General features: G+C 39.1%; 14 protein-coding genes, 1 pseudogene and 1 riboswitch. Of the genes and pseudogenes, 9 read left to right on the forward strand and 6 right to left on the reverse strand.

The window, feature by feature from the left end:
- Positions 1-39: 39 nt before the first annotated feature.
- Complete coding sequence (locus JCM1039_RS03985; protein WP_025014744.1) at positions 40-321, reverse strand: hypothetical protein; 282 nt, start codon at positions 319-321, stop codon at positions 40-42.
- Positions 322-679: 358 nt separating this feature from the next.
- On the opposite strand from JCM1039_RS03985, the gene JCM1039_RS03990 reads away from it, so the two are divergent.
- Together JCM1039_RS03990 and JCM1039_RS03995 are read left to right on the forward strand one after the other, a co-directional pair.
- Entirely contained in the window at positions 680-1,003 is a 324-nt protein-coding gene (locus JCM1039_RS03990; RefSeq protein WP_025014745.1) for a hypothetical protein, read from the forward strand.
- Between the two features lie 159 nt (positions 1,004-1,162).
- Complete coding sequence (locus JCM1039_RS03995) at positions 1,163-1,678, forward strand: PH domain-containing protein (protein WP_025014746.1); 516 nt, start codon at positions 1,163-1,165, stop codon at positions 1,676-1,678.
- Here the strand turns inward: JCM1039_RS03995 and JCM1039_RS04000 are convergent.
- The gene (locus JCM1039_RS04000) at positions 1,667-2,869 is read right to left on the reverse strand and encodes a chloride channel protein (protein ID WP_025014747.1); all 1,203 of its coding nucleotides are present in this window, start codon (positions 2,867-2,869) and stop codon (positions 1,667-1,669) included. The two genes, JCM1039_RS03995 and JCM1039_RS04000, sit on opposite strands and share 12 nt — an antisense overlap.
- A 151-nt stretch (positions 2,870-3,020) precedes the next feature.
- On the opposite strand from JCM1039_RS04000, the pseudogene JCM1039_RS10585 reads away from it, so the two are divergent.
- A pseudogene (locus JCM1039_RS10585) lies at positions 3,021-3,955 on the forward strand (transposase).
- A 137-nt stretch (positions 3,956-4,092) separates the two neighbouring features.
- Positions 4,093-4,392, forward strand: a complete 300-nt coding sequence (locus JCM1039_RS12985) for a hypothetical protein (RefSeq protein WP_025014748.1) — start codon at positions 4,093-4,095, stop codon at positions 4,390-4,392.
- A 23-nt stretch (positions 4,393-4,415) separates the two neighbouring features.
- On the opposite strand, the gene JCM1039_RS04015 is transcribed toward JCM1039_RS12985, so the two are convergent.
- A complete protein-coding gene (locus JCM1039_RS04015) occupies positions 4,416-5,300 on the reverse strand; it encodes a hypothetical protein (protein ID WP_025014749.1) in 885 nt (294 codons plus the stop codon).
- Between the two features lie 210 nt (positions 5,301-5,510).
- Positions 5,511-7,061, reverse strand: coding sequence for a glutamine-hydrolyzing GMP synthase (gene guaA / locus JCM1039_RS04020; protein WP_025014750.1), 1,551 nt, complete (start codon positions 7,059-7,061; stop codon positions 5,511-5,513).
- Between the two features lie 224 nt (positions 7,062-7,285).
- Here guaA and JCM1039_RS11670 point away from each other — a divergent pair, with 224 nt between their 5' ends.
- The 3 genes from JCM1039_RS11670 (at position 7,286) to JCM1039_RS04035 (ending at position 10,394) form a co-directional block, all read left to right on the forward strand.
- Positions 7,286-7,741, forward strand: a complete 456-nt coding sequence (locus JCM1039_RS11670) for a helix-turn-helix domain-containing protein (RefSeq protein ID WP_051523207.1) — start codon at positions 7,286-7,288, stop codon at positions 7,739-7,741.
- Between the two features lie 612 nt (positions 7,742-8,353).
- Positions 8,354-8,451: riboswitch (purine riboswitch) on the forward strand.
- 73 nt (positions 8,452-8,524) lie between these two features.
- Positions 8,525-9,103, forward strand: a complete 579-nt coding sequence (locus JCM1039_RS04030; protein ID WP_025014751.1) for a xanthine phosphoribosyltransferase — start codon at positions 8,525-8,527, stop codon at positions 9,101-9,103.
- A gap of 7 nt (positions 9,104-9,110) precedes the next feature.
- On the forward strand, positions 9,111-10,394 hold the full coding sequence (locus JCM1039_RS04035; RefSeq protein WP_025014752.1) for a nucleobase:cation symporter-2 family protein: 1,284 nt from the start codon (positions 9,111-9,113) through the stop codon (positions 10,392-10,394).
- Positions 10,395-10,516: 122 nt separating this feature from the next.
- On the opposite strand, the gene JCM1039_RS12570 is transcribed toward JCM1039_RS04035, so the two are convergent.
- The gene (locus tag JCM1039_RS12570; RefSeq protein ID WP_236692589.1) at positions 10,517-10,696 is read right to left on the reverse strand and encodes a hypothetical protein; all 180 of its coding nucleotides are present in this window, start codon (positions 10,694-10,696) and stop codon (positions 10,517-10,519) included.
- 409 nt (positions 10,697-11,105) lie between these two features.
- Between JCM1039_RS12570 and JCM1039_RS04045 the strand changes: the two genes are divergently transcribed.
- Positions 11,106-11,930 (forward strand): AraC family transcriptional regulator, encoded by an 825-nt coding sequence (locus JCM1039_RS04045; protein ID WP_025014753.1) that lies wholly within the window; start codon positions 11,106-11,108, stop codon positions 11,928-11,930.
- Between the two features lie 60 nt (positions 11,931-11,990).
- Positions 11,991-13,415 (forward strand): C69 family dipeptidase, encoded by a 1,425-nt coding sequence (locus JCM1039_RS04050; RefSeq protein ID WP_025014754.1) that lies wholly within the window; start codon positions 11,991-11,993, stop codon positions 13,413-13,415.
- Between the two features lie 146 nt (positions 13,416-13,561).
- On the opposite strand, the gene murA is transcribed toward JCM1039_RS04050, so the two are convergent.
- On the reverse strand, positions 13,562-14,857 hold the full coding sequence (gene murA / locus JCM1039_RS04055; RefSeq protein ID WP_025014755.1) for a UDP-N-acetylglucosamine 1-carboxyvinyltransferase: 1,296 nt from the start codon (positions 14,855-14,857) through the stop codon (positions 13,562-13,564).
- Positions 14,858-14,963: the final 106 nt, after the last annotated feature.

Consider the following 14,963-nt stretch of genomic DNA (forward strand, 5'->3'; position numbering starts at 1 on the left):
TTATAACAAAAAAGCCCCTAGTTTCCTACTAGGGGTTAGCTACTTTCTAATTGCATTCAAATAAGCACGATTGCTGCGAGGAAATTCCTTTTTAAAAGCAGCCAGCAATGCATGACGACACTCTGCAGTCTCAGCTAATGAGTATTCTTTTTCAAAATGCAGGTAGCCATCCTCAATTAAGGTTAGATTTTCACCATCATTTTTAACGATGATTGAACGATCCTTTTTGGCAGTAAATAATTTTATCTCTCGATACTGGCTTTTCGGATCGCACATCTTTTTTAATAAAGTTGTTGCTTGTTTAACTGGAATTAAACGCATGATTTATGTCCCTTCAAAATATTTCTAATTTTGTTGAAAATTCCCTTTTATTTTTAACAAAATTTTGCATAAAATAAAACCGTCCGCAACATGCGAACGGCTGTATTATGGGACATCATGCTTAGCCTCTCACTAAGGCTAAGCATGTTTTTATATATCATAATTATTTTAAAATAATTATCTTATAAACTACGTCTGATCTAAGGATAACACCGTTTTCATAATTGTTAAGCGCCGTTTTTATCATACTATAGCAACTTTTCTATGCTAAACAGTAAAAAAGCTACTTTGTACACATTTTCTGCAACTTTCTACCTCTAAACACAGTAAAATTATAATAGTAGAAAGAAGGGATATGATGCTCAAACTTAGTTTTGATAAAGCCGGCTGCAAATCTTTTTTCAAAAAGCATCCCCAAAATAAAAAGGTTGTTCAAACAAAGATTAGCTCTGCCATCGAAAAAGAAGTTCAAACCGGAATGAGCAAAGTGAAATTAGCCACACGCAAGAAGCTCAATAATCTTCCCTGCTATGAAATGCGGCTCAATCTTGGCAAAGCCGGTTCCGTTCGAATTGCCTTTACTGTTTATGATAATCAAGCTACACTTTATTACTTAACGACCACTTTGCAAAAGAGTGAATTCAGTAAGGAACTCGACAAGGCATTAAGAGGTATATTATAAGTAGATACTAAAAATTAGTTAAAATAATATATAAATTCAATAGATTATATTAAAACAAGGCCAAACACATGAATTAATCAAAAATTTATGTTATTCTGCTATACATCCATTAAAAATATGTTTATAATTTTTAGATTGAATAGGGGTGAAATTCTGATCATGAGAAAAGTTAACTATACTAAAAAGCATCACATGTATTTAATGAATCACGTTAATGGTGATGTCATCGAAGTTAAAATGGATAAGAAAAATAAATCTTTCAAGAAATTGAGACTTTATCGGCAAGACGGTTTAGGAAACTATTATCTAGATCCACATGCAGAGTTAAGAGATCAGAATAGTTTGGCCACTAAAGAAAATATTGTAGCAGCTGGTAAGAAAGTCAGTCATCATATCTCTGACATCAAGAACTGGCATCACAGAGTAAAGCCAGTTTTCAACGCTGATCACAAGATTATCGACTTCGAGCCTAGAATTGCATTGAAGCATCACACGCATATTCAAAATGCGAAGAGATACTTACGCCACCTAGACAATCACCATGCAGATTTCCTTTTCCGCAAGAATAATAAAGGTCGTTTAATGGCACCTTGGAACTACGTCAAGGACGTCATCTACGAAGACCGTAACAAAGAAATGGTTATCGCTCATAAGGTACATAAATTATCCAAATAATTGATATAGATAAAAAATACTAGAGAGTTTTTTAAGTTCTCTAGTATTTTTTTGTATCCAAGCGATAATTACTGAAATGGCAATTACGATTGGCAATAATTGAACTGAAATTAGTAACATCAACAAAATGATGACAAGCGGTGCATTTCTTAAAATCATCATGAGGCTTGTGGTTAGCACAATAGCAATCGTAATTCTAGGATCACCTGGCAACATTTGGGCAAGTGCTCCACCAATTGCTACGCTACAGAAAATTGCAGGGAAAATAGTTCCGCCGCGCCAGCCCATTACAAAACCAAGATTAGTAACGACTGCCTTGCCAATACCAATGATTAATAGGTATAAAACAGAGAAACGAAGCATCTCTTCACTGAAAGGAACAATGCGGAACTCACCTGAGAAAAGCATATTGACGCTGATCAACGTGCTTAATGCAAAAATTAGGCCGAAGATCCCACCCTGCCAGATTTTATTAATCCGTTCATTGATTAAAATGGCAAACCAATTCTTTAAGTGAACAAAGAAGTAACCAAAGCCAAAAACTACAATTAAAGCAGGTACGACATTAAGCAAGCTTGACCATGACCAAAAAATTATTCGATTATGGATGCCAAAGACACCTTTTTCTGGGAAAAGTTTAAAAATAAAGGCAGCTCCGGCTACGCCAACCAGCGTCAATAAAGTAATGATCAGTTTCTCTACTTTTTTATTAGAAAAAAGCGAACCAAACTTATCACTTTTTTCTAATTCTTGCTTTGGCATCTTAGCGAACCAGATATTTTTATTAAATTGACTAGCCCAACGAAGGCGATCACCTAGCCAGTTGATCATACTGCTGACTAAAACAGTCGTTGAGGCTTCTGGCCCGATACTTCCTCCGGCTCCCAAAGATGACAACCCTAAAACTGCGGTCTTCCACCAGTCATGATAGTTAACCTTGCCCTCTTTTTTAACTGAATAAAGAACTTTCTTAATCGTTAAAGGATAGTCTCCCAGTTTCTTATTCAAAAAGCCGATCAGGAAACCAAACGGAATACAAATAATAAATGGATACCAAATAGCACCTGTTAAAAGATATGGTCCCCAGATTCGCTTAATAATCCAGTTGATCAAGTTTAAGTATCCTGCTGTGAGCATCCCGATAATGGCGCTCCAGACAATCGCATATAATGCATGACTCGTTCTTCGCAAAATTAGTATCATCCCCTATGAGACTGTAAAATGTTTTGTGTAAGGATGAATGATTCCTTAAAGTTATTTCTTTAAATATTAGAAAAAGGAGTTCCTTTCCCGTATGATTGATTTGAACACATAAAAACAATACGGAAAGAAGAACCCTTTCATGAATGATTTTACCAAAAATATAGCCCAAGCACTATTTAATCAAGACCAAATTAATGATTTATTGCGCTAAGAAATTGAAAGAGCAGTTAATGATCTGCTAGAAGCTGAATTAATGACTCTTATGCAAGAAGCAGCTGGAATTCCGGCAATTCTAAAATTGGTGCTTATTATCGCAAGATTGATACCCAATTTGGAGAGATTGAAATCCAAGTACCGCGAGATCGCAATGGCAAGTTTCACCAAGCACACTCTACCCGATTATAAACAGCACTCAGATGTCTTAGAAGACATGGTTATCAAACTCTATTCTAAAGGCGTGACCACCAGAGAAATAGCTGATTTGATTGAGAAGATGTACGGCAGCCATTACAGTGCCATTGGTATCAAGCCTAACGGGCGCAAAGAAGTTATTGACTACTGCATAGCTCCAAATGAAAATATCGAAGTCTGGACAGAAATGCTTCAGAACATGAAAAGCCGGGGCTTAAAGCAAGTTGAACTGTTTCTTTCAGATGGCGTCGTTGGTATGAAGCAGGCGCTTGTAGAAGCTTATCTTAAAGCTCACTTTCAACGCTGCCTGGTACATGTTATGCGCAATCTTTGTACCAATGATCGTGAAGCAGTCATGAATGACTTTTACGCTAAATGGGGCAAGTTATACGGTCACATGGTAAGAAACTTAAAGGCAATCGAGGCTGATATGCTTGTATTTTATAATTATCCAAAGCAGATTAGACCGTCAATCTATTCAACGAACATGATTGAATCGTTTAACAATATTGTTAAGCGTAAAGCTGAATTTCCAACAGAGCAATCATTGGACACATTTATAGGCATCCAAGCATTGAGCTACAATGATCGATATTTCAATCGAATCCACAAAGCTTTGGCCAGGTTCAAGATACCTTAGAATCTACTTTGATTAGAAGATAAATTAAAAAATCAATCTAAGGGAAAGATCTATTTACACAAACTATTTGACAGTTTCCAAACCTTCTTCTTTTAGATAAAATTATTTACGCAGAAAGTTTTATGAGCGGTGGCTGTTTTACCTCTGGAGGTGAGATCTTATGGATCAAAATCTGAGAGAAAAGGTTAAGCTCGATGAGCGTATTCGAATCTATTTCGTTGATGCTGTTATTTGGGACATTTTTGTTGGCTTTGCTAACATATATCGACCAACATCACAAAAAATAAACAAAAACGCCGCTCAAATTGATAACTTTTGGCCGAGTTACTTTGAGCAGGCGTATGTCGAAAATTTAACTTTTACCTCCGCTCTTAAAGCGGGCTGCATGGGAGAGTCACGACTCTCCTTTTTTTCATACTTAAATTATACCATGAACACGAAAAAAGACCCGCAGAATTAATTGCGAGTCTTTCATTTTTTACGTTAATAAACTGAATCATGGGCACGATAAACGTCTTTAATACGAGCGTATTTATTCTTACCAAGCTTATACATGTTGTGCTTTGCACGTCCATAAACATAAAAGCTTGTTTCAGCTGGAATAAGGCCAGCCTTAACTAATTTAGTAATATGTTTTCTTCCCTTTTTAACTCGCTTATAGCGATAAAAGTTTATTGCACCTTTACCAGTACAATCCATATCGACTACTTGAGCTTTAACTGGCTTCAAAGGATCCGTACCATTTTTGATAGTTCTGGTAATTGAAACACCAATAGGTTTATTGCTTGGAATACCATTTACCATCTTTGATTCATCCTGATCATCATAGGTCAAATCTCTTAAAGGCAATTTCCAACTGCTAGTTTCAATTCCAGGGTTAACATCAGATTTACCAGCATAATGACCCATACCGATATAATCAGCGTCACCACCAGGAATATTAATCAAAGCATCATACAATCTTTCCTTCGGTTCTTCATTCATGTATGGTTGTGCCTTACCGTCAACAACATTACCACTAGATCCTTCAGGTGTGTATGTTAATGGGATAAATAATTCTTGAGTATATGTACCATTATTAAGTGCAGAAACTTTTTCTATCTTAGCGTATTCCCACCATGGCACCATTTCTCCTTGGAGCAATGAACTGAAATGGTCCATGATCATCTTGCGCTCTTTTTTACTGATATCAATAAAACTCTGTGCCTCTGAGTATGGGTGTGAACGATTGGCAGAGTCACCCATTCTGTAGTATTCAGTCCATGCATCCTTAGTCTCAACCGCACTAGCTTTTTGCGTACTCATTGCAGCAACCGGCGCTGTTAACATCACAGCGGCGAGCAATGTCATTAATTTATGCTTTTTCATTTTTCATATCCTCCTAAACACCAGATATTATATTGCAAAACATACGCTTTTCAAACTCCGCTCGTTTTATAACTTTGGCTATTTATTGAGTGTACTATAATTTACTCTTAAAACGGGCTACAAAGGGAATCTTTCAATCCCCCTTTTCTTCTAAAATTATACTATGAATACCAAAAAAGACCCGCAAAATTAATTGCGAGTCTTTCATTTTTATTCCCATTCAATAGTGGAAGGTGGCTTACTGGTTACATCGTAAACTACACGGTTAACGTTATCTACTTCGTTTACGATTCTATCTGAAATGTGACCAAGTACGTCCCATGGAATCTTAGCAAAGTCTGCAGTCATCCCATCAATTGAAGTTACGGCACGAATACCAATCGTGTAGTCGTAAGTACGGCCATCACCCATTACCCCAACTGAACGAATACCTGGAAGAACTGTGAAGTATTGCCAAATCTTTTCTTGCAATCCTGCACGCTTGATTTCTTCACGTAAAATTGCATCAGATTCACGCACGATCTTTAACTTGTCTTCGGTAACTTCGCCAAGAACACGAATACCAAGACCTGGCCCTGGGAATGGTTGACGCCATACCAAGTCATGTGGAATACCTAACTTTTCACCAAGTTCACGAACTTCATCCTTGAACAACTTACGAAGTGGTTCAATCAACTTGAAGTGCATGTCCTTAGGAAGGCCACCCACATTGTGGTGTGACTTGATAGTTTGGGCAGTATTAGTACCTGATTCGATCACGTCGGTGTACAAAGTGCCTTGAGCCAAGAAATCGACATCTTTAATCTTCTTGGCTTCTTCGTTGAAGACCTCGATAAATTCCTTACCAATGATCTTACGCTTATTTTCAGGATCAGTTACACCCTTAAGCTTGTCCAAGAATCTCTTTTGCGCATTAACACGGATGATGTTTACACCAAGGTCCTTGTTCAAAGCCTTCATTACTTGGTCGCCTTCGTCTTTACGCAGCATCCCGTGGTCAACGAAAATAGCAGTCAATTGATCGCCAATTGCCTTATGAAGCAAAGTGGCGGTTACACTTGAATCAACACCACCTGAAAGGCCTAAGATAACCTTCTTGTCGCCGACTTCCTTACGGATCTCATCAACTTGCATATCGATGAAGTCATCCATCGTCCAGTTAGCTACGGCGCCACAAACGTCAAAAGCAAAACGCTTCAAGATATCCAAACCATATTCTGAGTTACGAACTTCAGCGTGGAATTGAATACCATAGAACTTCTTGTCTGGGTTAGCAATAGCAGCGATTGGACAGTTCTTGCTTGAAGTAGTTACTTCGAAGCCCTTAGGTGCTTGAGTTACTAAGTCACCGTGGCTCATCCAAACGTATTGCTTGCTTGGTAAGCCCTTGAACAAAGCACTGTCTGGATCTTCAACAGTAATGTTTGCTCTACCGTATTCCTTGTTGTCAGCAGGTTCAACCTTACCACCCAAGTCATAGCTCATCAGTTGCATCCCGTAACAAATACCCAAAATAGGAATACCTAATTTAAAGATTTCAGGATCAACCTTCAAAGCACCTTCGTCATAAACACTATTTGGCCCACCTGAGAAAATAATTCCCTTAGGATTCATTTCCTTGATCTTGTCAATTGAAAGATCGTGGGGCAAAAGTTCTGAGTAGATGCCAAAATCACGAATGCGTCGAGTGATTAATTGATTGTATTGACTACCAAAGTCAAGAACAATAATCTTGTCAAAATCGTCTAGATTTTTAGCCACTTGATTCTCCCTCTTTTCAACTACACGTTTTTAGTCAACTTTACTAGGAATTTTCAAAAAGGTCAATCAATATTTATGAAACCGAAGTTAAATGTTCAGCTTTTAGGTAATGCAACTACCAGTTGCAACCGCTAGTTGCCTAAGACGCAAGCAAAAAGTTATTGTTAACAACTAAACTTTTTTATAAATTAAAATCATCAACAAAACAGAAAGAACGACCAATTATGAAACTAGGTCAAAAAATTGCGGATCTACGCAAAAAATCTGGTCTCTCCCAGGAAGCGTTAGCTGAAAAAATGAACGTCAGTCGCCAAGCCGTTTCTAAGTGGGAAAGTAATCAATCGATACCTGACATCAAAAAGATAGTCGATTTATCAGAATTATTCGGGGTTACCACTGACTATTTATTAAAGAATGGGACACCATCTTTTGAATTACCCGGGAAAAGTTCTGAAGAAAAAATAGAAAAAGCTTTACCAGCAATCACTGATCAAGAAATTGATCAATACTTAGAAGTCGCAAAAAAGGCGGCCCACTTTGAAAGTTTATCGATCGCTTTATTCTTTGTAGCACTTGCAATATTTTGTCTATTTTTGTCTTTTACATTCATTGCTTCTAGGATCTCCGGGACAATAGCGTATACAGCCCCAATTGTCATCATCGCTATTGCATTGGGCTAGTTTATTCATGCCAAATTGATGATCCGTGAATTCAAATCAATCACTCAAAAGAAGTTTGCTTTAACATCTACACAAAATTATTTAATTGATTCATCTGCTCATGAATTTAGGAAAAAGAATAACCGATGAATCGTTATCGGTGTAGTGCTCTGCATTCTTGCCATCATTCCACTTATAATGATCTGGACTTTGCATCTTTTACCTGTTTGGAGCTGGACATGGGCAGTATTAATGATTACTTTTGTCTTACTTAGCATTGCCAGTTATCAATTTACTTTCTACTTCTTACGGCAACTTGCCTTTAAAACAATTTCTGGACGTAGAAAACATTTACCCAAAGAAGAGAAAAGCTTGTTAATTAACGGTAGCGTGATTTTCTGAATTGTTTTACTTCTTGTTTACTACCTCATTCGTCATTACGTGCAAGATCCTAGCATTGCTGACCACGTTTCAGGTCTCATCTTTAACCTAGCATTAGTCACTTATCTAATTTTCACATTAAGATTTTTTAAAAAGAAGGCGAAATAAAAAACATATTACTTCTCCAACAAGAAATAATCGAACATTAAAGCAAAATTTTCTACTTGTGTTCGGCAATGTATTTTGTTACTATTAAACCAACACAAGAATATCTATATATCGTCGAAATAAGGTCGACAGTTTCTACCCACTACCGTAAATGGTGGACTATAGGTGAATGAAAGTTAAGAAAAACATCTTAAGGACTTCTTTTACCTAAACGTAGGTAGAAGAGGTCCTTATTTCTTTAGGAGGATTAAGTAGTTGAAGTTATTAGAAGACAGAATTAAACGAGATGGGGAAGTTTTAGACGGCGATGTTCTTAAGATTAACTCATTCTTGAACCACCAAGTTGATCCCAAGTTAATGATGCAAGTTGGTGAAGAATTCAAGCGACTTTTCGCCGATGAAAAAATCGACAAGGTTTTGACCTGTGAAGCATCAGGTATCGCACCTGGCATCATGACCGCTTATCAATTGGGCGTGCCAATGGTCTTTGCCAGAAAGAAGAAGCCATCTACTCTTAACGACGCAGTTTACTGGGCAGATGTCTTCTCATACACCAAGAAGGTTACCAACAAGATCTGTGTTGAAGAAAAATTCTTACACAAAGGTGAACACCTTTTAATCGTTGATGACTTCGTTGCCCACGGTGAAGCCGTTAAAGGTATGGTTAACATTGCTAAACAAGCCGGCTGTGACATCGTTGGTGTCGGTGCCGTCGTTGCCAAAACCTTCCAAGGCGGAAGCGACTGGGTTAAAAACGAAGGCTTACGCTTTGAAGCACTAGCAAGTATCGACAGTTTCAAAGACGGTAAAGTACACTTCGAAGGAGAAGAATAAATAAAAAATGGCACAAAAAGAAGTTAGTCACAAAAAAGCTGCTGTCTTAGGTTTGCAACACCTGCTCGCCATGTATTCCGGTGCTGTTGCCGTTCCTCTTTTGATCGGTACCGCACTTAAATTCAATAGCGAACAAATGACTTACCTTGTTTCCATTGATATCTTCATGTGTGGTCTTGCCACCATGATCCAATTGTTCCGCAACAAATACTTTGGTATCGGCCTTCCCGTTGTTTTAGGCTGTGCCATCCAAGCTGTTGCACCACTTGAAATGATCGGGCAAAAATTTTCGATCAACACGATGTACGGCGCAATCATCGTCGCCGGTATCTTCGTTTTCCTAGTCGCTGGTTGGTTCTCAAAAATTAAAAAGCTGTTTCCGCCAGTCGTCACAGGAACTTTAATTACAGTTATTGGGTTAACTTTGATTCCTGTTGCTGTCCAAAACATGGGCGGTGGCAATGCTCAAGCCAAAGACTTCGGTGATGCGAAAAATCTTATCGCTGCCTTTCTTACCATCCTCATCATCGTTGCCATCGAAGTCTGGACCCAAGGATTCCTTCGTTCAATTTCCGTTTTGATCGGATTAATCGCCGGAACCGTTATTGCAAGTTTCATGGGACTTGTTTCCTTAAAACCAGTTATGCAAGCTTCATGGTTCCACCTGCCACAGCTTTTCTACTTCGGAGTGCCTGAATTTGAATGGTCGTCTTGTTTAACAATGATCATCATTGCATTGGTTTCTATGGTTGAATCAACCGGTGTCTTCTTTGCAATCGGCGACCTGCTTCATAAAGATATTACCGAAGATGACCTTAAACGCGGTTATCGTGCCGAAGGACTGGCACAAGTCTTCGGTGGGCTTTTCAACACCTTCCCCTACACTACATTCTCACAAAACGTTGGCCTGCTTCAATTATCTGGTATCAAAACAAAACGCCCAATCTACTGGGCTGCCGGCTTATTGATGGCTATGGGTCTTCTTCCTAAAATCGGCGCTTTAGTAACCATTATTCCTGATTCTGTCTTAGGCGGCGCCATGTTAGTCATGTTCACCATGATCGCCGTTCAAGGGATCAAAATGTTAACCAAAGTTGACTTTGAAAACAACCGTAACATCTTGGTTGTAGCTATCTCTATCGGATTAGGTTTAGGCGTTACCGTTTACCCACAAATCTTCCAAGACCTTCCTCAAACTATTCAATTGTTCTTGGGTAACGGTATCGTAGTAGCCAGCATTTGTGCTACTTTGCTTAACCTTATATTTAATGGAAGAAGTGGTGCCAAATAAGCTGAATATCCCATTTCATAATTTATAAATCTCACATATTTTTTCTATAAATATTTCTTTAGACCCTACATAAAACGCCTGACAAAAAATCAGGCGTTTTACTTTTTATGATAATGTCTAAACTATCTAGGTGCTCGATCAGGTGCGAAGAACGAAATGATGGGCAAAACTAAGTACATGATTAAGGTAATTTTAGGCAAAAGAATTAAAACTACAGCTAGCGGCATCCCAATCAACAGCATTCTAACTAACGCGGTCTGCCAAACGGCTCCCTTATGAACGCGGCCATAATTGCCAGCCACAAAGATCCAACACACACATTTGCACCAACAGATAAACGCCGCCGTAGACTGCTAGCGCCATTTGCAAAGGATCAATGATAATCCACTTAGTCATCACGGGAATAAACGATAGTGTCAGTAGAAAAAAATCTGCGATGACGACCTGTTTCGTCGCTCTTTTAAAGGTGATAAAGATGCGGTGCGCATCATACCAAAAGTCGCCGTCACTTCTAGGTGCAGGAATCGACAACACCATAATCATAATCGCAATCACGCCATCGTTAAAAGTGAGTAGGTATTCTCTTAGTGATGTCTGAAATCGTTCAAAAAATCTATCCTGCTTGTCTTTTTCTATACTTATTCTTCCCCTTAATCTTAATCATTATCTATAATAGGAATAGAAGAAAAGTTTTTCAATAGCGAGGAAAATATGCCGAACCAATATCATAATTTCAACAATCAAAATCTCGAAAGCCACATTCTATTTTATGGTGAGCAAGCTTGTCAGCCTGACGAATACTTCGAAGGCAATAATTTGCGCAAAAACGATGTCCTCTATTACATCATGTCGGGTAAAGGCACTTTTACTTCAAGCGGCCACCACTCAGTCAAATTGAAAGAAGGCGACCTATTCTACATTCCACGTAGTCAAACCTGCTACTTTCAAGCAGATCATGATGAACCATGGCAGTATTTCTGGATTGGGTTAGCCGGTCCTGGCACCAACCAGATGATTAAGGCTTCTAATTTGCCTAATAAAAACTTTTTGCGGCAGATTCAGAACACTAAGTTCTTCACGACTTTACATAAAATCTACGGTATTTTAAACAAGAAGACCTCGCTACTTAATAACATTCAAATCATCTCTCTCACCTATCAGCTCTTCTATTACCTCGTCGACGAATTTCCTGATCACCCACCGGTTCGCAAGACACCTGAGGTCGATCAATACCAGATCGCTATTGATTATTTGAACAAAAACTACACCGACCCTACTTACAACATCGTGGAGCTCTGCAACCGGCTTGGCGTTTCGCGTAGTTTTTTGTATGCCCTATTTAGAAAGAATACCAAGATTTCGCCGCAAAAATATCTGATGCAATTGCGGATGGAGGCCGCTAAGAAGGAGTTGCAAAATACTACGCATAATTTAAAGCAAATCGCGCATACGGTCGGCTACGGCGACGAATTCACTTTCTCCAAGGCATTCAAACGATATAGCGGCGTCAGTCCTAACGTATTTCGTGGAAATTAATGTCTTTTTTGCATACAATATTAATATGAAGCAAATTTTATCTAGTAAAGGAATGATCAAATGAAACAAACAGAATGTACTACTATCTTAGTTGGTAAAAAAGCAACTATTGACGGTTCAACCATGATCGCTCGTAGTGAAGACGGCGGTCGTGTTATTATCCCTGAAGGCTTCAAGGCAGTTAACCCAGAAGACCAACCTAAGTACTACACTAGCGTTATCAGCAAGCAAAAGATTGATGACGAAGATTTAGCTGAAACTCCTCTTCGTTACACTTCTGCACCTGATGTTTCAGGTAAAAATGGTATTTGGGGTGCTGCAGGTATCAACGCAGAAAACATTGCGATGACTGCTACTGAAACTATCACTACTAACTCACGCATCCAAGGCGTTGACCCACTTCTTGACCCATCAGAAGGCGGTTTAGGTGAAGAAGACTTTGTTACTTTAACTCTTCCATACCTTCATTCAGCATTTGACGGTGTTAAGCGTGTAGGTTACCTTGTTGAAAAATACGGTACCTACGAAATGAATGGTATGGCCTTCTCAGACAAGGACACTATTTGGTACCTTGAAACTATCGGTGGCCACCACTGGATCGCACGTCGCATCCCTGACGATGCATACGTTATCGCACCAAACCGTTTGAACATCGATGAATTTGACTTTGATGACACTGACAACTTCGCCGCCTCAAGCGACTTGAAGGACTTAATCAGTGAATACCACTTGAACCCAGACCGTGAAGGTTACAACATGCGTCACATCTTTGGTTCATCAACTATCAAGGATGCTCACTACAACAACCCACGTGCTTGGTACATTCACAACTACTTCGATCCAGACTTTGGCGGCACTCCTGCTGATCAAGATCAACCATTCATTTGCCACGCAAACCGTTTGATCTCAATCGAAGACATTAAATGGGCTGAAAGTTCACACTACCAAGACACTCCATATGATGCTTACGGCGATCAAGGTACTCCTGAACAAAAGAAGACTTTCCGTCCAATCGGTATCAACAGAAACTTCGAAACTCACATTTTGCAAATCAGAAACGATGTTCCTGCAGAAATCGCTGGTGTTCAATGGTTGGCATTTGGTCCTAACACATTCAATTCAATGGTGCCATTCTACACTAACGTAACTACTACTCCAGAAAGCTTCCAAACTACTCCTAAGTTCAACTTGAGCAAGATCTTCTGGCTTAACAAGTTAACTGCACAACTTGGCGACACCAACTACCGTGTTTACGGCGAACTTGAAGATGCCTTTGAACAAAAGAGTTTGGCACAATGCCACAAGATCCAACACGACACTGACAAGGAAGTTAAGAATCTTTCAGGCAAGGAATTGCAAGACAAGTTGATCGCGGCTAACCAAAAGATGGCTGACACTGTTTACAACAACACTGTTGAACTTCTTGGCCAAATGGTTGATGAAGGTCACGGTTTGATGACTTTGAAGTATGACTTGCTTGACTAGTAGAAGGGCAAAATTCTAGATAATAAAAATCACATGGGAATAAAATGTCATGTGATTTTTTTGTACAAAAAAGACGAAACAGCCTACCCTGCTGTTCCGCCACAATATGATTTTACTAATCTTTAGTAATTATGCAAGTCCTGCTTTTAGATATTATCTAAAACGCCTGGTACATCCGGGTCGTCTTTAATTGTTACGTCAGCACCAAGTTGGCGTAACTTTTCTTGAACTCGATCATAACCACGTAAAATATTACCGGCCTTATCAATAGTCGTCGTACCATGTGCCATAAGTCCAGCGATCATCAAACAAGCACCCGCACGAATTTCACCGGCAGTTACTTCTGCTCCGTGAAATTGAGGTGTTGGATGTGCCAAAATAATATTATCTTCAACCTTGATGTTGGCACCCATCTTTTGTAATTGAGCAATATGTCCAATTCGCTTGGGATAAATGTTATCGATTACTACGCCTTCACCAGACTTAGCGGTCAAAAGAAGTGGCGTAATTGGCTGTTGTAAATCTGTCGCAAAGCCAGGATATACATCAGTCTTCACTTGCACCATCTTCAAATCACCGGCTGGGTAAACGTAAAGTGAATCTTCATCCGCATCAATCACAACGCCCATTTCTTCAACCTTAGCAAGGTATGAATCAAGGTGTTCTTCAATAATATTATGAATACGAATGCCGTTACCGATGCATGCAGCAAGTGATACGTAAGTTCCAGCTTCAATTCTGTCTGGAATAATAGTATGTGGAATTTGTGCTTTAAGCATATCCACACCTTCAATACGAATCGCATCAGTACCAGCACCACGAATAACTGCCCCCATGTTGTTCAAGAAGGTAGCTAAATCAATAATCTCTGGTTCTTTCGCTGCATTTTCAATAATGGTTTGGCCTTGTGCAGTTACACTGGCCATAATAATATTCATCGTTGCACCAACAGATGGCATCTTAAGGTGAATCTTCGCACCATGTAAGCCATCTTCAGGAGCCGTAATTATAATTTGGTCATTTTCATTTTTTACGCTGGCGCCTAAGGCTTCAAAGCCCTTAATATGCTGGTCAATAGGACGTGGTCCAATATCGTCACCACCAGGGAAGCCCACAACTGCTTTGCCAAAACGACCAAGAAGTGCACCCATAAAGTAATATGAAGCACGCAAACTCTTAATCTTACCAGCTGGCAAAGGACTCATCTTAATATCTGTTGGATCAATGCGCAAAGTTGTCTCTCCAAAATCACAATGCACATCCATCTCACTTAATAAGTCCATCAAGTTAATAACATCAGCAATTCTTGGGACGCCTTCCAAAGTTACCGGTGTTCTAGACAAAATTGATGCCGGAATCAATGCAACAGTTGAGTTCTTAGCTCCACCAATCCAAACATCACCCTGCAGGGGCTTTCCACCATGAATAATCATCTGCTTCATTGGCGAAAACAAATCCTTTTCTCTTTCAATTAATCATAATAATGTTAAAGGATATTGACAAAAAAAACAAGAGCTGAGGTCCTCAGTTCTTGTTTTCTTAAGATTT

The organism is Lactobacillus kitasatonis DSM 16761 = JCM 1039 (assembly GCF_000615285.1).
In the GTDB taxonomy this organism is placed as follows: domain Bacteria; phylum Bacillota; class Bacilli; order Lactobacillales; family Lactobacillaceae; genus Lactobacillus; species Lactobacillus kitasatonis.

What these genes read in the sequence shown, in the direction of transcription:
- JCM1039_RS03985 (WP_025014744.1), bottom strand. Translation starts at nt 321, where the DNA reads ATGCGTTTAATTCCAGTTAAACAAGCAACAACTTTATTAAAAAAGATG.
- JCM1039_RS03990 (WP_025014745.1), top strand. Translation starts at nt 680, where the DNA reads ATGCTCAAACTTAGTTTTGATAAAGCCGGCTGCAAATCTTTTTTCAAA.
- JCM1039_RS03995 (WP_025014746.1), top strand. Translation starts at nt 1,163, where the DNA reads ATGAGAAAAGTTAACTATACTAAAAAGCATCACATGTATTTAATGAAT.
- JCM1039_RS12985 (WP_025014748.1), top strand. Translation starts at nt 4,093, where the DNA reads ATGGATCAAAATCTGAGAGAAAAGGTTAAGCTCGATGAGCGTATTCGA.
- JCM1039_RS04015 (WP_025014749.1), bottom strand. Translation starts at nt 5,300, where the DNA reads ATGAAAAAGCATAAATTAATGACATTGCTCGCCGCTGTGATGTTAACA.
- JCM1039_RS11670 (WP_051523207.1), top strand. Translation starts at nt 7,286, where the DNA reads ATGAAACTAGGTCAAAAAATTGCGGATCTACGCAAAAAATCTGGTCTC.
- JCM1039_RS04035 (WP_025014752.1), top strand. Translation starts at nt 9,111, where the DNA reads ATGGCACAAAAAGAAGTTAGTCACAAAAAAGCTGCTGTCTTAGGTTTG.
- JCM1039_RS04045 (WP_025014753.1), top strand. Translation starts at nt 11,106, where the DNA reads ATGCCGAACCAATATCATAATTTCAACAATCAAAATCTCGAAAGCCAC.
- JCM1039_RS04050 (WP_025014754.1), top strand. Translation starts at nt 11,991, where the DNA reads ATGAAACAAACAGAATGTACTACTATCTTAGTTGGTAAAAAAGCAACT.
- murA (WP_025014755.1), bottom strand. Translation starts at nt 14,857, where the DNA reads ATGAAGCAGATGATTATTCATGGTGGAAAGCCCCTGCAGGGTGATGTT.